19 protein-coding genes are annotated in these 23137 nt (G+C 62.5%); 8 read left to right on the forward strand and 11 right to left on the reverse strand.

What is annotated here, in order from left to right:
- The first annotated feature begins 52 nt into the window (after positions 1-52).
- The 7 genes from ABZE94_RS09970 (at position 53) to ABZE94_RS10000 (ending at position 5540) form a co-directional block, all read left to right on the forward strand.
- The gene (locus ABZE94_RS09970) at positions 53-781 is read left to right on the forward strand and encodes a class I SAM-dependent methyltransferase (protein WP_372875368.1); all 729 of its coding nucleotides are present in this window, start codon (positions 53-55) and stop codon (positions 779-781) included.
- Entirely contained in the window at positions 778-1281 is a 504-nt protein-coding gene (locus ABZE94_RS09975) for a DUF3261 domain-containing protein (RefSeq protein ID WP_372875369.1), read from the forward strand. The genes ABZE94_RS09970 and ABZE94_RS09975 overlap by 4 nt, the downstream gene beginning before the upstream one ends.
- Positions 1281-2495 carry a beta-ketoacyl-[acyl-carrier-protein] synthase family protein gene (locus ABZE94_RS09980; RefSeq protein WP_372875370.1) on the forward strand — a complete coding sequence of 405 codons (1215 nt, stop codon included), beginning with the start codon at positions 1281-1283 and terminating at the stop codon, positions 2493-2495. Before ABZE94_RS09975 ends, ABZE94_RS09980 begins: the two co-directional genes overlap by 1 nt.
- Positions 2492-2956 (forward strand): 3-hydroxylacyl-ACP dehydratase, encoded by a 465-nt coding sequence (locus tag ABZE94_RS09985; RefSeq protein ID WP_372875371.1) that lies wholly within the window; start codon positions 2492-2494, stop codon positions 2954-2956. The genes ABZE94_RS09980 and ABZE94_RS09985 overlap by 4 nt, the downstream gene beginning before the upstream one ends.
- Positions 2957-3055: 99 nt before the next feature.
- Positions 3056-3784 (forward strand): 3-oxoacyl-ACP reductase FabG, encoded by a 729-nt coding sequence (gene fabG / locus ABZE94_RS09990; protein ID WP_372875372.1) that lies wholly within the window; start codon positions 3056-3058, stop codon positions 3782-3784.
- A complete protein-coding gene (locus ABZE94_RS09995) occupies positions 3784-5022 on the forward strand; it encodes a beta-ketoacyl-ACP synthase (RefSeq protein ID WP_372875373.1) in 1239 nt (412 codons plus the stop codon). Before fabG ends, ABZE94_RS09995 begins: the two co-directional genes overlap by 1 nt.
- 74 nt (positions 5023-5096) lie before the next feature.
- Complete coding sequence (locus ABZE94_RS10000) at positions 5097-5540, forward strand: excinuclease (RefSeq protein ID WP_372875374.1); 444 nt, start codon at positions 5097-5099, stop codon at positions 5538-5540.
- A 328-nt stretch (positions 5541-5868) separates the two neighbouring features.
- Here ABZE94_RS10000 and hemE read toward each other — a convergent pair whose 3' ends face one another.
- From hemE to ABZE94_RS10055, 11 genes are all read right to left on the reverse strand, one after another.
- On the reverse strand, positions 5869-6936 hold the full coding sequence (gene hemE, locus ABZE94_RS10005; RefSeq protein ID WP_372875375.1) for a uroporphyrinogen decarboxylase: 1068 nt from the start codon (positions 6934-6936) through the stop codon (positions 5869-5871).
- A gap of 245 nt (positions 6937-7181) precedes the next feature.
- Positions 7182-8600 carry an FAD-dependent oxidoreductase gene (locus ABZE94_RS10010; RefSeq protein ID WP_372875376.1) on the reverse strand — a complete coding sequence of 473 codons (1419 nt, stop codon included), beginning with the start codon at positions 8598-8600 and terminating at the stop codon, positions 7182-7184.
- A gap of 114 nt (positions 8601-8714) precedes the next feature.
- Positions 8715-13163, reverse strand: a complete 4449-nt coding sequence (gltB, locus tag ABZE94_RS10015; protein WP_372875377.1) for a glutamate synthase large subunit — start codon at positions 13161-13163, stop codon at positions 8715-8717.
- 283 nt (positions 13164-13446) lie between these two features.
- Positions 13447-15009: an SPOR domain-containing protein gene (locus tag ABZE94_RS10020; RefSeq protein ID WP_372875378.1), complete on the reverse strand. Its 1563-nt coding sequence runs from the start codon at positions 15007-15009 to the stop codon at positions 13447-13449.
- 10 nt (positions 15010-15019) lie between these two features.
- Complete coding sequence (gene aroB, locus ABZE94_RS10025; RefSeq protein WP_372875379.1) at positions 15020-16123, reverse strand: 3-dehydroquinate synthase; 1104 nt, start codon at positions 16121-16123, stop codon at positions 15020-15022.
- Between the two features lie 51 nt (positions 16124-16174).
- Complete coding sequence (gene aroK, locus ABZE94_RS10030; RefSeq protein ID WP_372875380.1) at positions 16175-16693, reverse strand: shikimate kinase AroK; 519 nt, start codon at positions 16691-16693, stop codon at positions 16175-16177.
- A gap of 5 nt (positions 16694-16698) precedes the next feature.
- Positions 16699-18771, reverse strand: a complete 2073-nt coding sequence (gene pilQ, locus ABZE94_RS10035; protein ID WP_372875385.1) for a type IV pilus secretin PilQ — start codon at positions 18769-18771, stop codon at positions 16699-16701.
- A gap of 54 nt (positions 18772-18825) precedes the next feature.
- Entirely contained in the window at positions 18826-19347 is a 522-nt protein-coding gene (pilP, locus tag ABZE94_RS10040) for a type 4a pilus biogenesis lipoprotein PilP (protein ID WP_372875386.1), read from the reverse strand.
- Between the two features lie 2 nt (positions 19348-19349).
- Complete coding sequence (gene pilO, locus ABZE94_RS10045; protein WP_372875381.1) at positions 19350-19973, reverse strand: type 4a pilus biogenesis protein PilO; 624 nt, start codon at positions 19971-19973, stop codon at positions 19350-19352.
- A complete protein-coding gene (gene pilN / locus ABZE94_RS10050) occupies positions 19970-20545 on the reverse strand; it encodes a type 4a pilus biogenesis protein PilN (RefSeq protein ID WP_372875382.1) in 576 nt (191 codons plus the stop codon). Before pilN ends, pilO begins: the two co-directional genes overlap by 4 nt.
- Positions 20545-21609 carry a pilus assembly protein PilM gene (locus tag ABZE94_RS10055; RefSeq protein ID WP_372875383.1) on the reverse strand — a complete coding sequence of 355 codons (1065 nt, stop codon included), beginning with the start codon at positions 21607-21609 and terminating at the stop codon, positions 20545-20547. The genes pilN and ABZE94_RS10055 overlap by 1 nt, the downstream gene beginning before the upstream one ends.
- Positions 21610-21793: 184 nt before the next feature.
- Here ABZE94_RS10055 and ABZE94_RS10060 point away from each other — a divergent pair.
- On the forward strand, positions 21794-23137 hold a 1344-nt coding region (locus ABZE94_RS10060), incomplete at its 3' end, for a penicillin-binding protein 1A (RefSeq protein ID WP_372875384.1).

The following is a 23137-nucleotide window of genomic DNA, read 5'->3' on the forward strand; positions in this document are numbered from 1 at the left end:
GCCGCCTGCGCGTACTCGCCGAACTCTGTGCCAGCAACTGATAAGGACATCGATGAACAACCCTGCCAGTCATTACGTTGAAGAAACCGCTTTCGGTTTCTGGTTCCTGCAGAGCCGCGTCTGGCAGCAGCATGTGCTGCGGGTGGCGATCGACGACCTCAAGCGCCTGATCGACACGCCGCTGCCCAGCGCCGCGGTGCTGCTGGATGCCGGTTGCGGCCAGGGCAAGTCCTTCCGCCTGCTGCAGGCGGCGTTCGCGCCGGCGCAACTGATCGGCCTGGATGCCGACCCGCACAGCCTCGAATGCTCGCGCCGCGAGGCCGAGCGCCAGGGTCTGCCCGTGCGCCTGCTCGCCAGCGACTGCGCGGCGATCCAGCTGGGCGATGCCAGCGTCGACCTGCTCTTCTGTCACCAGACCTTCCACCACCTGGTCGAGCAGGAACGGGCCCTCGCCGAATTCTGGCGCGTGCTCAAGCCCGGCGGCCTGCTGCTGTTCGCCGAGTCGACCAAGTTCTATATCGATACCTGGGTGATCCGCTGGCTGTTCCGCCATCCGATGCAGGTGCAGAAGAGCGCCGGGCAATACCTCGACATGCTGCGCGGCCAGGGCTTCGAATTTGCCGAAGCCAACGTCTCCTACCCCTACCTGTGGTGGAGCCGTTCCAGGGACTTCGGCCTGCTCGAACGCTGGGGCCTGCGCCAGCCCAACCCGATCGGCCAGCGTGACGAAACCCTGGTCAACCTGGTGGCGCGCAAGCCGCTGGAGCGCCCCCAACCATGAGCCGTCTGTTGCTCCTCGGCATTTGCCTGCTGCTGAGCGCCTGCGCGGCGCGCACGCCACTGCCCTCGACCCCACCCGAACTCACGGCGTTACTGCCGGCGACCCTGCAGATTCGGCGCGAGCAGGCCGGCGAGCAGCAGTTCTGGTGGCTGGTGGTGGTGCAGGCCGAGGCTTCGAGCCTGCGCTGGTCGCTGTTCGATCCGCTCGGCGTACCCCTGGCGCGCCAGCTGTTGCAGGATGGCGCCTGGCGGGCCGACGGCCTGCTGCCGCCCAACGGCGAAGCACGCGAGCTGTTCGCCGCCCTGCTGTTCGCCCTGACCCCGGCCGATGCCCTGGCCGCCAGCTATGCGCCCGCGACCTGGCAATTGCTCGCCGATGGTCAGCGCCGGCTTACCCCCGACTGGCGAATCCGCTACCGTGCGCCCCTGGATTTCACCCTGAACCATGCGCAAGACCTGAGTTACCGGGTCAACGTGCTCTCCGACCAGGAGATTCCCTGATGCCCGGCTACCTCAACGCCCTCGGCCTGATCTGCGCCCTCGGCCAGAACAAGCAGGCCGTCGCCGATGCCCTGTTCGCCGGCGACGCCAGCGGCATGCGCGCGCAGGACGACTGGGTCAGCGACCGCAGCCTGACGGTAGGCGCAGTGACTGCCGAGCTGCCGCCGATGCCGGACGGCATGCAGGCCTCGCTCAGCCGCAACAATCAGCTGCTGCTGGCCGCCGCGCTGCAGATCGAGCCGCAGATCCGCGCCGTGATCGCCCAGCACGGCGCCGCACGGGTCGGCGTGGTGCTCGGCACCAGCACCTCGGGCATTCACGAAGCCAGCCAGGGCATCGCCCGCTTCGTCCACGACGGTGTGCTGCCGGCGGACTACCGCTACGCCCAACAGGAAATCGCCGCCCCCGCCATCTTTCTCGCCGAGTGGCTCGGCCTCAGCGGCCCGGCCTACTGCCTGTCGACCGCCTGCACCTCCAGCGCCCGCGCCCTGCTCAGCGCCCAGCGCCTGCTGCAGCAGGGCATCTGCGATGCCGTGCTGTGCGGCGGGGTGGACAGCCTGTGCCGCCTGACCCTGAACGGTTTCACCGCGCTGGAAGCGGTGGCTGCCGAACGCTGCAATCCGTTCTCGCTGAATCGCCGGGGCATCAACATCGGCGAAGCGGCGGCGTTGTTCGTCATGACCCGCGCGCCCCTGAGCCAAGTAGCGACAGACGCTGCGGAGCGGCCGATCGCCCTGCTCGGCGGCGGCGCCAGCTCCGACGCCCATCATATTTCCGCACCCCACCCTGAGGGCCTCGGCGCCCAGCAGGCGATGCGCAAGGCCCTGGCCGCCGCTGGCGTCAGCGCCGAACAGATCGACTACCTGAACCTGCACGGCACCGCCACCCAGCACAACGATGCGATGGAAAGCCTGGCGGTACAGGCCGTGTTTCCCCAAGGCGTGCCCTGCTCTTCGAGCAAGCCGCTGAGCGGCCATACCCTGGGCGCCGCCGGGGCGCTGGAAGCTGCCTTCTGCTGGCTGACCCTGAGCGCCTATAACCGCGATCAGCGCCTGCCGCCGCATCTGTGGGATGGCCAGGCCGATCCGCAGCTGCCGCGCCTGCAACTGGTCGACGGGCATGCCGCGGTCGCCAGACGCCCGCATCGACTGATGAGCAACTCGTTCGCCTTTGGCGGCAGCAACCTGTCGCTGATTCTCGGAGCCCTGCCATGAGCCTGTGGCCCATCGCCGAATTACTGCCGCATGCCGGCGACATGATTCTGCTCGACGAGGTGCTGCACTTCACCGAGGAGACGGTGCAAACCCGCCTGTGCGTGCGCCCCGGCGGCCTGTTCAATCAAGCCGACGGCAGCCTGCCGGCCTGGGTCGGCATCGAGCTGATGGCGCAGAGTGTGGCCGCCTACGCCGGCTGTCAGGCCCGCCAGGCCGGCGTGCCGGTGCAGCTGGGCTTTCTCCTCGGCACGCGCAATTTCCAATGCAACGTCGAGCGCTTCCCCGTCGGCGTCGAGCTGCAGATCAAGGCGCTGCGCTCGTTGCAGGACGACAATGGCATGGGCGTGTTCGAGTGCCAGCTGGAGGGCCCCGGCATCCAGGCCATCGCCCGCCTTAATGTATTCTGTCCACCGCAGATCGCCAGCTACCTTCACGAACACCCCCAGGAAAGCGCCCCATGACCGCCCCACAAGACCCGATTCTGGTCGCCGCTTCCCGCCGCGGCCATAGCGCCCGAGCCAGCGTGGCAAGTCGCCTAGCGCATTTTCGAGAGATCGCACATGACTGACCCGATTCTGGTCACCGGCTCCAGCCGCGGCATTGGCCGGGCCATCGCCCTGCGTCTGGCCCGGGCCGGCTTCGATATCGTCCTGCACTGCCGCGCGCGCCGCGATGAGGCCGAGGCGGTGCAGGCGCAGATCCGGGCGCTGGGCCGCCAGGCGCGCATCCTGCAGTTCGACGTCGCCGACCGCGCCGCCTGCCGGCAAGCGCTCGAAGCCGATATCGAAACCCACGGCGCCTATTACGGTGTGGTGTGCAACGCAGGCCTGACCCGCGACGGCGCCTTTCCGGCGCTGAGCGAAGATGACTGGGATCGGGTGCTGCGCACCAACCTCGACGGTTTCTACAACGTCCTGCACCCGCTGTGCATGCCGATGATCCGCCGGCGTCAGCCGGGACGCATAGTCTGCATCACCTCGGTGTCCGGGCTGATCGGCAACCGCGGCCAGGTCAACTACAGCGCGTCCAAGGCCGGGGTGATCGGGGCGGCCAAGGCCCTGGCGATCGAACTGGGCAAGCGCCGGATCACGGTCAACTGCGTGGCGCCGGGGCTGATCGACACCGAGATCGTCGACGCGCAGGTGCCGGTCGAGGAAATCCTCAAGATGATCCCCGCCGCGCGCCTGGGTACCCCGGAAGAAGTGGCCGGGGCGGTGAATTTTCTGATGTCCGAGGAGGCGGCCTACATTACCCGCCAGGTCCTCGCGGTGAATGGCGGACTGTGTTGATGAACGGTAAACGAGTTGTGGTCACCGGCATGGCCGGCGTTACCTCGCTGGGCAACGACTGGGCGAGCATAGAAGCGGCGTTCCGCGAGGGCCGCAGCGGCATTCGCTATATGCACGAGTGGGATCGCTTCACGGAACTGAACACCCGCCTCGGCGGCCCGCTGGACGATTTCGTCACGCCCAAGCATTGGACGCGCAAACAGACCCGCAGCATGGGCCGGGTGGCCAAACTGGCGGTGTATGCCGCCGAGCGCGCCCTGGACGATGCCGGCCTGCTCGGCGACGAGTCGATCACCGACGGGCGCATGGGCGTGGCCTGCGGCTCGTCCACCGGCAGCACCGAGGAAATCAAGGCCTTCGGCAACATGCTGCTCAACTCGGTGGCCGATGGCCTCAACGCCAACTCCTATATCCGCATGATGCCGCACACCACGGCGGCCAATATCAGCATCTTCTTCGGCCTCAAGGGCCGCCTGATCCCGACCTCGAGCGCCTGCACCAGCGGCAGCCAGGGCATCGGCTACGCCTACGAGGCGATCAAGTTCGGTCGCCTGCCGCTGATGCTCGCCGGCGGCGCCGAGGAACTCTGCCCGACCGAAGCCATGGTCTTCGACGCGCTCTACGCCACCAGCCTGAAGAACGACGCGCCGCAGAGCTCGCCGCGGCCCTATGACAGCGCTCGCGACGGCCTGGTGATCGGCGAAGGCGCCGGCATGCTGGTGCTGGAAGAGCTGGAGCACGCCCTGGCCCGTGGCGCCCGCATCCATGCCGAGATCGTCGGCTTCGGCTGCAACTCCGACGGCCAGCACGCCACCAAGCCGGAACTGCTGACCATGCGCGGCGCCATGCAGTTGGCCCTCGACGATGCCGGCCTGCTGCCGGCCGCCATCGGCTACGTCAACGGCCACGGCACCGCCACCGAGCAGGGCGACGTCGCCGAGTCCCTGGCCACCAGCGGCCTGTTCGGCCCGGCCATGCCGATCAGCTCGCAGAAGAGCTACCTCGGCCACACCCTGGGCGCCTGTGGTGCGCTGGAGTCTTGGTTCAGCATCGAGATGATGAACTCGGACAGCTACGTGCACACCCTCAACCTCGACGAGATCGACCCGGCCTGCGGCGAGCTGGACTACCTGCGCGGCGAATTCCGCCAGATGAGCAACCGCTATGTGATGAACAACAACTTCGCCTTCGGCGGGGTCAACACTTCGTTGATTTTCCGCCGCTGGTCAGAACGATGAACCCGCCGGACTGCCTGCATGCAGCCGCATGCAGCTACCAGCAAACAACACCTGCGCCCGTCAAGGAGACGACCATGCACCTGAAAAACTGGACCGCAGCCGCCCTGCTGCTCGCCGCCATCCCCACCATCAGCCAGGCCCGGGACACCGCCCACTTCCTGCCGTTCGACGCCGTCGTCCAGGAGGCGCTGAATGCCGGGCGCCTGGATGGCAGCGTGAAGTTCTACCTGGCCGGCAACAAGCCGGCGGGCAAGGTCAGCATTCTCAAGTCCGGGGTCAGCACCAGCCAGAAGACCAACGCCTTCAACAAGAGCGACGAAGCCGCCTGCCGCTGGGTCCTGCAATCGGCCCTGATCCGCCTGCAGAGCGCGGCCAAGGCGGCCGGCGCCAATGCCGTGGTGGATCTCGCCAGCAACTACAAGCACATCGAATACAAGGACAGCCAGAAGTACGAATGCCACGCCGGCGCGATCATGGCCGGGGTCGCCCTCAAGGGCAATCTGGCCAAGGTCGAGTAGCACTGCCGATACTTCGGCGTCCTCTGCGGCAGTTGCGCATGGCCAATACGCTGTACCGGCAGCAGAGCCTGGCGACCGCCCCAAGGCCCTGAGCAGGTAAGGTTTGCAACAAGCAGGGCGGACATGCGAAGGCTTGCCCGCCATTGGCCAATCAGCGGGCTTCATGGATCCTATGTTGACCTGCAAGGCCCGCTTTCGTAGCCCGGGTTCCAGACGGGCTACGATGCTGCATTCGTCACCGGGTGCAAAGCCGCCGTTAGCCCGTAGCCCGAATAAGCGCCAGCGCAATCCGGGAATGCCTTACCAGACGCCGGACAGCCCCACCACCTTAACGGTGATAGGCCGCCGACAACTCGTGCACCGCCTCGAGGAAGGCGCCGGCATGGGCCGGGTCGACTTCCGGGGTGATGCCGTGGCCGAGGTTGAACACATGGCCCGAGCCCTGGCCGTAGCTGGCGAGGATGCGCGCCACCTCGGCGCGGATGGCGGCGGGCTGGGCATAGAGCACGGTCGGATCCATATTGCCTTGCAGGGCCACCTGGCCACCGACGCGGCGGCGGGCCTCGCCGATGTCGCAGCTCCAGTCCAGACCCAGGGCGTCGGCGCCGGTGGCCGCCATGGATTCCAGCCACAGGCCGCCGTTCTTGGTGAACAGGATCACCGGCACCTTGCGTCCGTCGTGCTCGCGGATCAGGCCGTCGACGATCTTCTGCATATAGGCCAGGGAGAACTCCTGATAGGCCGCCGACGACAGGTTGCCGCCCCAGGTGTCGAAGATCTGCACCGCCTGGGCACCGGCCAGGATCTGCCCGTTGAGGTAGCCGATGACCGACTGCGTCAGCTTGTCGAGCAGCGCGTGCATGGCCTGGGGATTGTCGTAGAGCATGGCCTTGGACTTGCGGAAGTCCTTCGACGAGCCGCCTTCGACCATATAGGTGGCCAGGGTCCAGGGGCTGCCGGAGAAGCCGATCAGCGGCACCCGGCCGTTCAGCTCGCGGCGGATGGTGCGCACCGCGTCCATCACATAACCCAGGTCGGTTTCCGGGTCGGGGATCGGCAGGGCCTCGACATCGGCGGCGCTGCTGATGACTTTCTTGAAGCGCGGGCCTTCGCCGGTCTCGAAATACAGGCCCTGACCCATGGCATGGGGAATGGTCAGGATGTCGGAGAAGAGAATGGCCGCGTCCAGCTGCGGGTACCGATCCAGCGGCTGCAGGGTGACTTCGCAGGCGAACTCGGGGTTCATCATCAGCTTCATGAAATCGCCGGCCTTGGCCCGGCTGGCGCGGTACTCCGGCAGATAACGGCCGGCCTGACGCATCATCCACACCGGGGTGACGTCGACGGGCTGCTTGAGCAGGGCACGCAGGAAACGGTCGTTCTTCAGGGCGGTCATGGCAATTCCCGAGACATATGAAGGCAGTAAAAAAGTGCGGGCATTTTCGCAGACCGCAAAACAAAAGGCACGGCGGGTGCCGTGCCTTTTGTCTATAGGGTCAATTTGTCGCGGGTGAACTGCGTTTATCTAAGCGTCACGAGCGAAGGCCAGGCAAGGCGAAAGCAGGCGAGGAAGCGGAGTGTACGAGTTGTACATGAGCATTCCGAGCCTGCTTTCAACGCAGCATGGCCGAGCGCAGTAGCTTAGACGCCCAGGTAGTCCAGGATACCTTCGCCGGCGTTACGCCCCTCGAAGATCGCCGTCACCACCAGATCGGAACCGCGCACCATGTCGCCACCGGCGAAGATCTTCGGGTTGCTGGTCTGGTGCTTGAACTGGCTCTGCTCGGGCGCAACCACACGGCCCTGGCTGTCGGTGTCGATGCTGAACTGCTCGAACCAGGGCGCCGGGCTCGGGCGGAAGCCGAAGGCGATCAGCACGGCGTCGGCCGGGATGATCTCCTCGGAACCGGGGATCGGCTCGGGGCTGCGGCGACCGCGGGCATCCGGCTCGCCGAGACGGGTCTCGACCACCTTGACGCCTTCGACCCGGTCTTCGCCGACGATGGCGATGGGCTGGCGGTTGAACAGGAACTTCACCCCCTCTTCCTTGGCGTTCTTCACTTCCTTGCGCGAGCCCGGCATGTTTTCTTCGTCGCGGCGGTAGGCGCAGGTCACGCTCTTGGCGCCCTGGCGGATCGAGGTGCGGTTGCAGTCCATGGCGGTATCGCCGCCGCCGAGGACGACGATGCGCTTGCCCTTGGTGTCGATGAAGTCTTCGCCATTCTTCTCGAAACCGAGATTGCGGTTGACGTTGGCGATGAGGAAATCCAGGGCGTCGTACACGCCCGGCAGATCTTCGCCGGGGAAGCCGCCCTTCATGTAGGTGTAGGTGCCCATGCCCATGAACACGGCATCGTACTCATCCAGCAATTGCTGCATGGTGATGTCCTTGCCGATCTCGGTGTTCAGGCGGAACTCGATGCCCATGCCGCTGAAGACTTCGCGGCGATGGCTGAGCACGGTCTTTTCCAGCTTGAACTCGGGGATGCCGAAGGTCAGCAGACCACCGATCTCCGGATTCTTGTCGAACACCACCGGGGTCACGCCGCTGCGCACCAGTACATCGGCACAACCCAAGCCGGCCGGACCGGCACCGATGATGGCGACGCGCTTGCCGGTCGCAACGACCCGCGACATATCCGGACGCCAGCCCATGGCGAAGGCGGTGTCGGTGATGTACTTCTCCACCGAGCCGATGGTCACCGCGCCGAAGCCGTCGTTGAGGGTGCAGGCGCCCTCGCACAGACGATCCTGCGGACAGACGCGGCCGCAGACTTCCGGCAGGGTATTGGTCTGGTGCGACAACTCGGCGGCGGCGAGGATATTGCCCTCAGACACCAGCTTCAACCAGTTGGGAATGTAGTTGTGCACCGGGCACTTCCACTCGCAATAGGGGTTGCCGCAACCCAGGCAGCGGTGTGCCTGGTCGCAGGCCTGGGCCGGCTTGAAGTTGTCGTAGATCTCGACGAACTCTTTCTTGCGCTGACGCAACAGCTTCTTCTTCGGGTCTTTGCGCCCGACATCGATGAACTGGAAGTCGTTATTCAGACGTTCAGTCATAGCAAACCTCTTAACAGCAGCCCCAAGCCTTAAGCTTCAAGCTGCAAACGATCACGGTGAGCAGGCGAGCCTCGCGCCGCTTGGGGCTTGAGGCTTGCCGCTTGAAGCTCTGTTCTATTGCGGGTTGGCGCGGGTGCTGGAGAGCAGCGACTTCAGGCTCGCGGCCTTGGGCTTGACCAGCCAGAACTTGCGCAGGTAGTCATCCAGGTTCTCCAGCAGATGGCCACCCCACTCGCTGGCGGTCTCCTGCACATACTCGGCGAGCACACGCTGCAGGTGACTGCGGTAGGCCTCCATGGCCTCACTGTTGATGCGCTGGATCTCCACCAGTTCGTGGTTGACCTTGTCGTAGAAGCTGTTGTCCTGGTCGAGCACATAGGCGAAGCCGCCGGTCATGCCGGAACCGAAGTTGTAACCGGTCTTGCCCAGTACGCAGACGAAACCGCCGGTCATGTACTCGCAGCAATGGTCGCCGGTGCCTTCCACCACAGTGTGGGCACCGGAGTTGCGCACGGCGAAGCGCTCGCCCGCGGTGCCGGCGGCGAACAGTTTGCCGCCGGTGGCGCCGTACAGGCAGGTGTTGCCGATGATGGCGCTGTCCTGGGTCTTGAACGGGCTGCCCTGCGGCGGCACTATCACCAGCTTGCCGGCGGTCATGCCCTTGCCGACATAGTCGTTGGCATCGCCTTCCAGGTACAGGTTGAGGCCACCGGCGTTCCACACGCCGAAACTCTGGCCCGCAGTGCCCTTGAAGCGGAAGGTGATCGGCGCCTTGCTCATGCCTTTGTTGCCATGCACGCGGGCGATTTCGCCGGAGACGCGGGCGCCAATGGAACGGTCGCAGTTGCAGACTTCCAGCTCGAACTCGCCGCCGCTGGCGGCATCGATCGCCGGCTTGGCCAATTCGACCATCTTCTCGGCCAGCAGGCCCTGATCGAACGGCGGATTCCTGTCGACCAGACAGAACTGCGGCTTGTCGGCCGCGATCTGATCGCTGCCGAGCAACGGGCTCAGGTCCAGGTGATTCTGCTTGGCGGTCTCGCCCGGCAGGATCTCCAGCAGGTCGGTACGCCCGATCAGCTCTTCGAGGCTGCGCACGCCGAGCCTTGCCAGCCACTCGCGGGTCTCTTCGGCGACATAGGTGAAGAAGTTCATCACCATCTCGACGGTGCCGATGAAGTGGTCCTTGCGCAGCTTGTCGTTCTGCGTGGCGACGCCGGTGGCGCAGTTGTTCAGGTGGCAGATACGCAGGTACTTGCAGCCCAGGGCGATCATCGGCGCGGTGCCGAAGCCGAAGCTCTCGGCGCCGAGGATGGCCGCCTTGACCACGTCCAGACCGGTCTTCAGGCCGCCGTCGGTCTGCACCCGCACCTTGCCGCGCAGGTCGTTGCCGCGCAGGGTCTGGTGGGTTTCCGCCAGGCCCAGTTCCCAGGGCGCGCCGGCGTACCTGATCGAACTCAGCGGTGAGGCGCCGGTGCCGCCATCGTAGCCGGAGATGGTGATCAGGTCGGCATAGGCCTTGGCCACGCCGGCGGCGATGGTGCCGACGCCGGCTTCCGCCACCAGCTTGACCGAGACCAGCGCGGCCGGGTTGACCTGCTTGAGGTCATAGATCAGCTGCGCCAGGTCTTCGATCGAATAGATGTCGTGGTGCGGCGGCGGCGAAATCAGGGTCACGCCGGGTACGGCGTAACGCAGCCGCGCGATCAGGCCGTTGACCTTGCCGCCGGGCAGCTGGCCGCCCTCGCCGGGCTTGGCGCCCTGGGCCACCTTGATCTGCAGCACTTCGGCGTTGACCAGGTATTCCGGGGTCACGCCGAAGCGGCCGGTGGCCACCTGCTTGATCTTCGAGCTGCGCACGGTGCCGTAGCGGGCCGGATCTTCGCCGCCCTCACCGGAGTTGGAGCGTGCGCCCAGGCGGTTCATCGCCTCGGCAATGGCTTCATGGGCCTCGGGCGACAGCGCGCCGAGAGAAATACCGGCGGAGTCGAAGCGCTTGAAAATGGCCTCCAGCGGCTCGACCTGCTCGAGAGCCAGGGGTTGCTCGGCCAGTTTCAGCTGGAGCAGGTCGCGCAGCATCGATACCGGACGGGTATCGACCAGGGCGCTGTATTCCTTGTACTTCTCGTAGCTGCCCTGCTGTACGGCGACCTGCAGGGTGCTGACCACATCGGGGTTGTAGGCATGGTATTCGCCGCCATAGACGAACTTGAGCAGGCCGCCCTGCTGGATCGGCTTGCGGTTGTTCCAGGCCTCTCCGGCGAGCATTTTCTGCTCGGCTTCGAGGTCGACGAAACGCGCACCCTTGATCCGGCTGGCCACGTCGCGGAAGCACAGCTCGGTGACCTCATCGGCCAGGCCGACCGCCTCGAACAGCTGTGCGCCGCGGTACGAGGCCACGGTGGAGATGCCCATCTTCGACAGGATCTTCAGCAAGCCCTTGGAGATGCCCTTGCGGTAATACTTGAACACTTCGTAAAGATCGCCGAGCACTTCGCCGGTGCGGATCAGGTCGCCCAGCACTTCGTAGGCCAGGAACGGATAGATCGCCGAGGCACCGAAGCCGAGCAGCACCGCATAGTGGTGCGGGTCGCGGGCGGTGGCGGTTTCGACCAGGATGTTGCAGTCGCAACGCAGGCCCTTCTCGGTCAGGCGATGGTGCACGGCACCGGTGACCAGCGCCGCATGGGCCGGCAGCTTGCCCGGGGCGATATGCCGGTCGCTCAGCACCAGCAACACCTTGCCGCTGCGTACCGCTTCCTCGGCCTGGTCGGCCATGTTGCGCACGGCCGCTTCGAGACCGACGGACTCGTCGTAGTTCATGTCGATCAGCTGACGCTCGAAGCCCGGACGCTCCAGGGTCATCAGGCTGCGCCATTTGGCCGGGGAGATCACCGGCGAGCTGAGAATCACCCGGATGGCATGGGCCGGCGACTCCTCGAAGATGTTGCGCTCGGCGCCCAGGCACACTTCCAGGGACATGACGATGGCTTCGCGCAGCGGGTCGATCGGCGGGTTGGTGACCTGGGCGAACTGCTGGCGGAAATAGTCGTAAGGCGAGCGTACGCGCTGGCTCAATACCGCCATGGGCGTATCGTCGCCCATCGAACCGACCGCTTCCTGGCCCTGCTCGGCCAATGGCCGCAGCACCTGGTCACGTTCCTCGAAGGTGACCTGGTACATCTTCATGTACTGCTTGAGCTGGTCGACGTCATAGAACGCCGAACCGTGATCGTTGTCTTCCAGGGTGGCCTGGATGCGCTGGGCATTCTTGCGCAGCCACTGCTTGTAGGGGTGGCGCGACTTCAACCGGTTGTCGATGTCGTCGGTACCCAAGACCTGACCGGTCTCGGTGTCCACGGCGAGGATCTGCCCCGGACCGACCCGGCCCTTGGCGATCACGTCCTCGGGCTGGTAATCCCACACGCCGATTTCCGACGCCAGGGTGATATAGCCATTGCTGGTGGTGACCCAGCGCGCCGGGCGCAGGCCATTGCGATCGAGCAGGCAGACGGCATAGCGGCCGTCGGTCAGCACCACGCCGGCCGGACCATCCCAGGGCTCCATGTGCATGGAGTTGTATTCGTAGAACGCGCGCAGGTCGGCGTCCATGGTCTCGACGTTCTGCCAGGCGGGCGGAATTATCATGCGCACGCCGCGGAACAGGTCGATGCCGCCGGTGACCATCATCTCGAGCATGTTGTCCATGCTCGACGAGTCGGAACCGACGCGATTGACCAACGGGCCCAGTTCGTCCAGGTCGGCGAGCTGTTCGTTGCTGAACTTGCTGCGACGGGCCTGGGCCCAGTTGCGGTTGCCGGTGATGGTGTTGATCTCGCCGTTGTGCGCGAGAAAGCGGAACGGTTGCGCCAGCGGCCACTTCGGCAGGGTGTTGGTGGAGAAGCGCTGGTGGAACACGCAGATCGCGGTCTGCAGGCGTTCGTCACCCAGGTCCGGGTAGAACTGCTGCAGGTCGGCCGGCATCATCAGGCCTTTATAGATGATGGTCTTGTGCGAGAAGCTGCAGATGTAGTGCTCGCTGTCTGCCGCATTGCTCACCGACGAACGGCGGCGGGCGCTGAACAGTTTGGTGGCGAATTCCTGATCGCTGAGCCCCTCGCCGCCGACGAACACCTGTTCGATCTGCGGCAGGCGATCCAGGGCCAGGCGGCCGAGCACGCTGGTGTCGATCGGCACCTGGCGCCAGCCGACCAGAGTCAGGCCGGCCGCCAGGATTTCACGATCCATGTTGTCGCGCGCGGCTTCGGCTTTTACCGGGTCCTGGTTAAAGAACACCATGCCCACGGCGTACTGCTTGGGCAGTTCGACGGAAAAATGCTCCTGGGCCACGGCGCGCAGGAAGGCATCGGGTTTCTGGATCAACAGGCCACAGCCATCACCCGTCTTGCCATCGGCGTTGATCCCGCCACGGTGGGTCATGCATGTCAGCGCTTCGATAGCGGTCTGCAGCAGGTGATGGCTAGCCTCGCCCTGCATATGGGCGATCAGGCCGAAGCCGCAGTTATCCTTGAACTCATCAGGACGGTACAAACCTGCTTTCATAGGGACTCTCACCAGGCTGCCTCTCAAGGAGGCAAATTGCTTTCTAATTCAAATACTTACCGTGCGCACAGGGCATAGCACCGGCTTTGCGCAGGCAAAACGGAGGTCATTGTACATATCCACCAAGGCCGTCACAAATCGGCGTGACGACCCACTGCAAGCTTATGTCGCGAAAACGAAGGAATCGACCGGGCGGTCATGCTACCGATCTGCGAACAGCCAGGCGCCACCCCGGCCGCGCACACCAGCCAGCCAAGCAGCGCACAATCAAGCATAGCGGCCGCTAACGAGCCTGGGTCATCTCATGCCTGATACTGGCAAACGTGCGCGGCCAAGGCTTGCCGGCCTGCACCTTGCCCGGCAAGCTTTTCAAGGCAACCTGAGCGGCCTCGCGAGTGCCGAAACTACCATAGGTCACGACATACAGCGGCTGACCTTGATGCAGCTTCTTGAAATAGTGGTACTGCGCACCGTACTCACGGACAAACGCCTGGGCGCTATCCTCTGCGCGCGCACCGAGTATTTGCAGGGTATAGCGCGAGCCCGCCTGAGCAGCGTACCAGTCATCGACCGCCACAGCCTTAGCCGGCGCAGCGGCTACCGGCTTCGGTGCAGGCGCCACCACCGGCGCGGGCGGCGCGACCGCGGCAACCGCTGCAGGCACTGGCGTCACCGGCACGGCAGGCGGAGCCGGGGCTATCGACGCAATCGGCGCCTCACGCTCATCGACCAGCACACCAACAGCACTCGAACCGGCAACATCCGCGACATCGGCCTCCTCGACCCCGCTCAAGCCAGCAGCGCGGGCCAAAGGCTCGCGTATAACCGGCTGAGCCTCACCCACCAGGGGCAGCGGGACGGGCTTATTGCCGCCCTCGAACTCGACTGCCGGTGCGCCAGCAGCCGCAGGCTCGGAAGCCGTGGCATCGACCACAGGCTGCTCGATCGGTTCGAGCGGCAACTGGGTCATGACAGGCATAGGTGCCGCGTCATCCGGGCGCCCCTGCATCAGCCAGGCCGCCAAGACCCCAAGCCCAACCACCGCCAATGCCAGCAAATGCTTGCGCGGCAGGTTGAATGCAAAGCCTGTGCGCCTGGCGGCACCGCGCTGAACCCGCATGGCCTCGATCAAGGTGTCGCGGGCAACCTGATTAATCGCCCCGGGCCAGCCTGCGGACTGCTCATGAATGGCGGTGATCTGCTCATCCGCCAACAACTCGAGCCCGCGCCCGGCCCCCTCTAGCCGCTGCGCCAGGTACTCACGCGTTTCATCTTCGCTGTAAGGCTGCAACTCGATGGCATGGAAGCATTCCTCACCATCGGCCAGCCGCTCGAGCCGCGCAATCAACTCGGGCTCGGCAAACAGGAAAACATGCGGCCGCCCTTCGCTGTTGCCCGCCGCCAGAGCCAGCAAGCTGGCCAGCGCGGCATCACTCAGCTGCTCCGCATCGTCGACCAGCAAGTAGACGTCCTGCCCAGTCAAGGCCAACTGGCCGACCTGCGCCAGGATCGCCTCTGGCTCCGACTGTTGGATCTGCAGACCCTGGGCCACCTGACGCAGAATGCCCGCCGCATCGGCTGCGCCCTGGGCGGAAACAACCACACTGTGCACAGCCTGCTTGTTGGTGCTGGCCACCAGCGCCTGACGCAGCAGGGTCTTGCCACTCCCCTGAGGGCCGCAGACCAGCAACAGCAACTGACTGTAACGTGCAAGGTGATGCAACTGCCCCAGCACCGGCTTGCGCTGGGCCGGAAAAAACTTGAAGCCCGGCACACGCGCCGCAAAGGGGTCGTGGCTGAACTGGTAATGATCGAGAAAAGCCTCGTCAGCATGCAAACTGGTCATTGGACACTCATTAATGTTCAAGCTGATCCACCAGCGCTGCGTAATCTACGCTCAGCGTGGCATTCAAAATTTCGTGCGAAAAATCACCGGTCACTACGGCCTCGCCGATACGACGCAACAATACCAGTCGCAGCTGGCCATCCAGCACCTTCTTATCAACCGCCATGTGCGTCAAAAAATCTTCCGGCGTCATGCCTTGCGGCGGCACGACGGGCAAGCCCGCCGCCTGAAACAGCCGAATACCCCGATTGCGCTCGGCCAGCGAGATCCAACCCAGGCGCTGCGACATTTCCAACGCCATGACAGTACCCGCCGCCACCGCCTCGCCATGCAGCCAGACGCCATAGCCCTGCTGCGTCTCGATGGCATGACCGAAGGTATGCCCCAGATTGAGCGTGGCCCGCAGCCCCGCCTCCCGCTCATCGGCCCCGACAATCCTCGCCTTGGCCGCACAGGAGCGTTCGATTGCAGCAGTCAGCGCCTCCTGATCGAGCGCCCGCAGTGCAGGCATGTGCTGCTCGAGCCAGGTGAGAAAAGGCTCGTCACAGATCAAGCCATATTTGATCACCTCGGCCAGCCCCGCCGACAGCTCGCGCGGCGGCAACGTAGTCAGGCTGGCCGTATCGATCAAGACGGCTTGCGGCTGATAGAACGCCCCCACCATGTTCTTCCCGAGGGGATGGTTGATGCCGGTCTTGCCACCCACCGAGGAGTCGACCTGGGACAATAAGGTGGTCGGGATCTGGATGAAGTTGACCCCCCGCTGATAACAGGCCGCAGCAAAGCCGGCCATATCCCCGACGACCCCTCCGCCCAGGGCTATCACGGTCGTATGCCGGTCGTGCCGCGCGCCGAGCAGGCCATCGAAAATTTGCTGCAAGGTTTCCCAGGTTTTGAACACCTCGCCATCCGGCAAGACAATCGCGGTCACCGCATAACCGCCAAGTGCAGCCTTGAGGGCATCCAGGTAGAGCGGCGCGACCGTCTCATTGGTAACGATGGCCACCTGGCGACCAATGATATGCGGCGCCAGCAAATCCGCACGACGCAACAGATCCGCACCGATATAAATGGGATAGCTGCGCTCGCCGAGATCGACCTGAAGTGTTTGCATGGAGCCCCCGATGTCAAAAGGGCTCTAGGATAGCGCAGTTCGCACGGCGCTTTAACGGGGAGAAAGCGCTTCGAGGCTCTCCAGTATCTCTTGCACGACCAAACGCGGCGGGCGCTCATCGGTTTGCACGATGACATCGGCAATTTCGCGATACAGCGGATCGCGAATCGCCAGCAGATCGGCGAGCACCTGACCCGGATCGGCGGTACGCAACAGCGGACGATTACGGTCACGCGAAGTGCGATCGAGCTGCTGCTCGACCGAGGCATACAGGTACACCACCCGCCCGCCGCGCCGCAGTGCTGCGCGGTTGTCCGGATGCAACACCGCACCACCACCGGTGGCCAGCACCAGGCCGTCCAACTCGCAGAGTTCGGCAATCACTGCCCGCTCGCGCTCACGAAAACCCTGCTCACCCTCGACATCGAAGATCCAGGGAATATCGGCACCGCTGCGCTGCTCGATCTCCTTGTCGGAGTCTTTGAACAGCAGCCGCAGCTCTTTGGCCAGCAAACGGCCGATGGTGCTTTTACCCGCGCCCATCGGCCCAACAAGGATAACATTGTGCATATATTTCAACGGGTTACCGCTACAGCCTGAGTATTCATGATGCGCGGCGTAAGGAAAATCAACAGTTCCGACTTGCTGTCCCTGACCACATCGCGCCGGAACAGGGTGCCCAGGTACGGAATATCGCCGAGGAACGGAACCTTATCTACCGATTTGCTCTGGGTATTGGTAAACACCCCGCCGATCACAATGGTTTCACCGTCGGCCACCAGGACCTTGGCATTTACCTCGTTCTTGCTGATCGCAGGAACGCCCTGACTGGCTGCCGCGTTAGAGAAGTCCGGCGCATCCTTGGTGACCTTGACCTCCATGATGACGCGATTATCCGGAGTAATCTGTGGTGTCACCTCCAACGACAATGCCGCCTGTTTAAAGGAGGTGGTCGCCGCACCACTGGAACTGGCCTCCCGATAGGGAACTTCTGACCCTTTCAAGATTTTTGCGGTTTCTTTATCCGCAGTGACCACTTTGGGCTGGGAAATAACCTCGCCGTTGCCGGTTTTCTCCATGGCGGACAATTCAAGATCCAGCAAGGCGTTGTTGGTGATAAAACCGAGGTTCAGCCCCGAACTCGCACCGGCAGCACCCAAATCGACAAAGTTGCCCGCTTGAATCTCCAACGGGTCAGTGCCCTTGATCAAGCTATTGGTTCCACCCACGACGAAGTTGTTGTCACCAACACTTACACCGCGCCACTCGACACCCAAGGCCTTGTCGTAGTCGACGTTAGCCTCGACTATTCGCGCCTCGACCATCACCTGACGCACAGGAATATCGAGCTGGGCGACAATCCTGCGCAACTCATCCAGGCGATCCTGGGTCTGAAAGGCAATGATGCTGTTGGTTCTGTCGTCGACCGTGATCGAACCGCGCTCGTCGGAGCGCCCTTCCGCACTGGTGACCGACTGGAACAGCTTGGCCATGTCGCTGGCCTTGGCATAGTTGACTTGAATCAGCTCGCGACGCAACGGCGCCAATTCTGCGATCTGCTTCTGCGACTCGAGCTCCTGGCGCTCGCGCGCGGCAATCTCGTCGGCCGGCGCCACCAACAGCACATTACCCACCTTGCGCTTGTCCAGGCCTTTGGTTTTCAGCACCAGATCCAGCGCCTGATCCCAGGGCACATTCTGCAGGCGCAAGGTGATGTTGCCGCGCACCGTGTCGCTGGCCACCAGATTCAAATCGGTGAAGTCGGCGATCAACTGCAACACCGAACGGACATCGATGTCCTGGAAATTCAAGGACAACTTTTCGCCGGTGTAGGCAAAACGCTCGCTTTTGCGCGTTTCGACTTCATCCTGGGTCAACGGCTTGATGCTGAGCGTGAGCACATTGTCGGTTTGATAGGCCAGGTAATCATAGAAGCCGGTCGGTTCAATCACGATACTCGCTTTGTCGGCCGAGCCCGTGGCACTGACGAACTGCACCGGGGTGGCAAAATCCTTGACGTCCAGGCGAACGCGTAGCGCCTCTGGCAATTGGGTCTTGGCGAAGTCCAGGCGAATCTTGCCGCCCTGCTCTTGAATATCGGGGCTTACCGAAGCATCCGACAGGGTAATCACAACATTACCCTCGCCTTGCTCGCCCCGCTGGAAATCGATATTGCTGATAGCCTTGCCTTGTGCGGCGTAGCTCTTTACTGGCGCAGCGCTACTGACGGTCGCGGCAGTCGCCGGTCTAACCGACGCCGAACCGGGCGCACCCTCGCCAATCACGACATAAAGGTTATTGCCATCGGTCCGCGTATTATAGGGCGCCAAGTCGGTCAGATTGATGATCAAACGAGTCCGGTCTTTGGCCTCGACAACGGTTACGCTACGCGCATTACCCACACCCAACTCTCGGCTCTTCACGCCCAACTTGCTGGACACCCCCGGAAAATCCAGGGCAATACGCGCCGGCTGTTCGATCGTATAACCGCGCGGAGCAAGCACCGGCTCATCGAACGTCAATTTCAATTCGATGCGATCGCCTGGCAACGCTGAAACATCGAGCGCCTGCAAGTCAGCAGCCAACAATGCCGGCGATAGCAGCAGCGCTAATAGAGAGATACCTAGATGCGATAAGGGGCTATTCATTCTTGGCTTCCGTTGGGCAGACCGGTTATTTTTTTTCATGATCATTCCGTTCATTCAAGAGCGCTCCTTGAGGGAGATGTTCCGCGGCCGCTCGAGCCAGCCACCTTCACCGTCTGGAACGATCTCGACGACATCGATTTTCGCTTCATCGATCGCCAGGATGCGGCCGTAATTTCGACCCAGATAATCCCCCACCTTGACGCGATGAACCCCTCCCGCCCCACTCACCAACGCAAACACACCGTTTGCATTGGCCAGCGTGCCGACCATTTCGAAGACCTCGATATTGAACCCCTCGAGGAACTGCTTGACCCTCGCCTCGTCCGGCTTAACTTCCTGAGAGCCCTTCTGGCGACGCACCATGTCGATTTTGACCGGCGGCTGAAATGGGCTGCGCAGAGAAGAGGCCCCATAGGTGAAGGCTTCATAGGGTTGGAATTTTGGCAACGGCTCGATGGCGCCCTTCGGCCTGGCGCGGACCTCATCCATAAATGACTGCAGATCGGAAAAATCGCCCCCCGAGCCACACCCCTGCAAAAACGACAACAAACAGACAGATACAGCCAAACGAAGCATCTTCATTTATCCATCCCTTTATCGTTATAACGATATGTCTTCGCCATAACGCTCATTCGAATGACAGAAGCGCTCTCCGTGCTGACCGGTTTAGTTTCGAAATCATGCAAGGTGACGATTCGCGGAAGGCTGGCGACGCCACTGACAAAGGTCGCCAAGTCATGGTAGCCCCCGACCACAACCAGTTGAATGGGCAGCTCGATGTAAAAGGGCTGCGTCACTTCGGGAAGCAACTTGATCTCTTCGAACTCGAGACCGCTGCCCAACCCGGTACGCGTAATGTCCTCCAGCAGGCCAGGCACCTCGGTATCGCTCGGCAGTTGGCGCAGGAGGGCACCGAAGGAAATCTCCATTTCCTTCATCTGTTCCTTATAGGCCTCCAGATTTGCAGCCTGGAAAGCCTTGCTGGAAAACTGCTGTTTGAGGGTTTGCTCCTCTCCCTGCGAACGCTCCAGACTGGCTTGTAAATCTTTCAGGTGAAAGTTATAGCCAAGCGCCAACATCACCACGAAAAACAATACAAAAACGACGCCTTTGATTACTGCTGGCCATGAACCAATATTATTCAGATCAAGATTACTGAGTTCAATCTTGCGCAAGTTCTCGATGGATTCAGCCAGGCTCATTTTTCATCACCTTCTACCGGCGCAACGCCAGGCTGCGTTTGCTTAACCGTCAGCTGGAATACATTGGCCTGATCCAAAGCACCTGCAGTGGTGGCTTTGACTTGCGTCAAGTTAGGCGCATCCAGCCAATCGGAGGCATCCAGATTACGCATCAGATTCGACACCCTGTTGTTGGACTCGGCCGCCCCCACAATCGCAATATTCTTGCCCGTCATTTTGACGTTGGTGAAATACACACCGTCCGGCAAGGTCCGCACCAACTGGTCGAATACGCGACCGATGATCGGCCTGTTGCCCTGCAAGTCCTGAATAATCTTCATCCGCTCGAGCAACTGCTGGCGCCGCGTTTTCAGTTCGCTGATTTCCTTGATGCGCGCATCCAGCACTGCAATTTCTTTGCGCACGAACTGGTTGCGTGCATTTTGCTGCTCGATTGCACTGCTCAGATACTGGTCAGCAAGGAACACCGCACCGGCAGCGACCACCACGACACCGGCGAGTGTCACCAGAAAGCGCTGCTTGCGCTCCTCGCGTAACTGCTCGCGCCATGGAAGAAGGTTAATCCGCGCCATTAATCGAAACTCCTCATTGCCAGACCACAGGCAATCATCAATGCCGGCGCATCACTGGCCAACGCTCCGGCATTGACCCTGCTGCTCAGCGCCATGTCCGCGAAGGGATTGGCAATCAGGGTTTGCGTGCCAATCTTTTGCTGAATCAGGCGATCGAGGTCGGGGATGGAAGCCGTGCCGCCAGCCAGAAGAATGTAATCGACGTCATTGAACTGACCGGCAGCAAAGAAGAATTGCAGGGAACGCGAAACCTGTTGCACGACCGCTTCCTTGAACGGCTGCAAGACTTCGCTGTCGTAGTCATCGGGAAGGCCGCCCTGCTTTTTCGCAAGGCCGGCTTCTTCCACGGACAGACCATAGCGCCGCTGGATCTCCTCGGTGAGCTGCTTGCCTCCGAACAACTGCTCGCGCGTGTAGATAGTCCGGCCGTTGTGCAGCACGCTGAGCGTGGTCATGGTGGCACCGATATCGACCACTGCCACCGTCAGCTCGTCATGCTCGCTGCCAAGCTGCTCCGTGAGCAAGCCGTAAGCACGCTCCAGGGCATAGGCTTCGACATCGACCACTTTGGCGATCAGCCCGGCCAGGGCCAGGGCGGCCTCGCGAACCTCGACGTTTTCCTTGCGACAGGCTGCCAGAAGCACCTCGACCCGCTCGGGATTGCGCGGCGAAGAACCCTGCACCTCGAAATCGATAGCCACTTCCTCAAGCGGATAGGGGATGTACTGATCGGCTTCGATCTTCAGCTGGTTCTCGAGGTCGTCATCGGAAAGCCCGGCTTCCATCTCGATGGTTTTGGTGATCACCGCGGAGCCAGCGACCGCGACCGCTACGGATTTCACACCGGTCTTGGCTTTGGCGAGCACGCGTGAAAGCGCCTGCCCGACCCCCTCGAGCTCGGCAATGTTTTTCTCGACCACCGCGTTTGGCGGGAGCGGCTCGACAGCGTAAGCCTCTACCTTGTAGCGGCTTCCTGAGCGACTCAATTCGAGGAGCTTGACGGAGGTCGAACTGATATCGATCCCCAGCAGCGTATTCGCTTTCTTATTGAAGAGCCCTAGCACGACCGATTTCCTATTGGCATCCGCGACTTACGGACTATTTATGTTTTTTCACATTAAATAACAGTCTTGACAGAAGCGCAAATGGATCCCCGGGAAAAAAAACGCTTATAATGTGATCAGTTTTTCCCTTTTAGCATTGCCTTCCGCTTAACTCATTCTTTTATCTGGAAATCCAAAAACCTTGATGCGTTTGCTGAAGTTCATCTGCTGGTCTGGTGTCGCCACTTTTTGTGCACTGTTACTCAGTCTGAGTGGCGCCTTTCTCTATCTCAGCCCCAGTCTGCCATCGGTTGAGTCGCTGCGCAGCATCCAGCTGCAGATCCCTCTACGGGTATACAGCAGCGATGCCAAGCTGATCGCGGAATTCGGCGAGATGCGCCGCTCACCGATCAAATTCGACGACATCCCCCCCGACTTCATCGGCGCCCTGCTAGCCGCCGAAGACGACAACTTTGCGAACCATTATGGCGTCGACCTTACCAGCTTGATGCGCGCTGCCACGCAAATATTGAAAAGCGGGCACATCCAGACCGGCGGCAGCACCATCACCATGCAGGTGGCGAAGAATTTTTTCCTGTCCAGCGAGAGAAGCTTCTCGCGCAAGATCAATGAGATCCTCCTTGCACTGCAGATCGAACGTGAATTGAGCAAGGATGAAATTCTCGAACTCTACGTCAACAAGATCTACCTCGGCCACCGTGCCTATGGAATCGAAGCCGCCGCCCAAGTCTATTACGGCAAGTCGATCAATGAGCTCAGCCTAGCCCAACTGGCGATGATTGCAGGCCTGCCAAAAGCGCCGTCGCGCTTCAATCCGCTGACCAACCCGACCCGCGCCAAGGAACGTCGCGACTGGATCCTCGGACGCATGCATATGCTCGGCCGCATCGACCAGCAGCGCTATGAAGCCGCCCTGGCCGAACCTGGCGACGCCAGCCTCCACGCACCGGCCCCCGAAGTCACTGCCCCCTATATAGCGGAAATGGTCCGCGCGGAAATGGTCGGCCGCTATGGCAGCGAGGCCTACACCGAAGGCTTCAACGTCACCACCACCGTCCCGAGCGATCTGCAAAACGCAGCCAACAGCGCCGTTCGCGAAGGATTGATCGCCTATGACCAGCGCCATGGCTATCGCGGCCCAATACGCCGCCTGCCTGACATGGACAAACAAGCCTGGCTGAGCGAGCTGGCCAAGCAAAGCTCGCTGGGCGGTCTTGAACCGGCGATCGTCAGTCAAATCGAAAAAAGCGGCATCCTCGTGCTGTTGCGCAGCGGCGCGGAAGAAGCGGTCGCCTGGGACAGCATGAAATGGGCGCGCCCCTTCCTCAATACCAACAGTCTCGGCCCCCGCCCGCAGCGACCAGCCGATGTCGCCCAGGTTGGCGACCTGATTCGCGTGCAACGCCAGAACGATGGCAGCTTGCGCTTCGTCCAGCTACCGCAGGCGCAGAGCGCGCTGGTCTCACTTGACCCGCTTAACGGCGCGATCCGCGCACTGGTCGGCGGCTTCTCATTCGAACAAAGTAAA

Source organism: Pseudomonas sp., assembly GCF_041601375.1.
In the GTDB taxonomy this organism is placed as follows: Bacteria; Pseudomonadota; Gammaproteobacteria; order Pseudomonadales; family Pseudomonadaceae; genus Aquipseudomonas.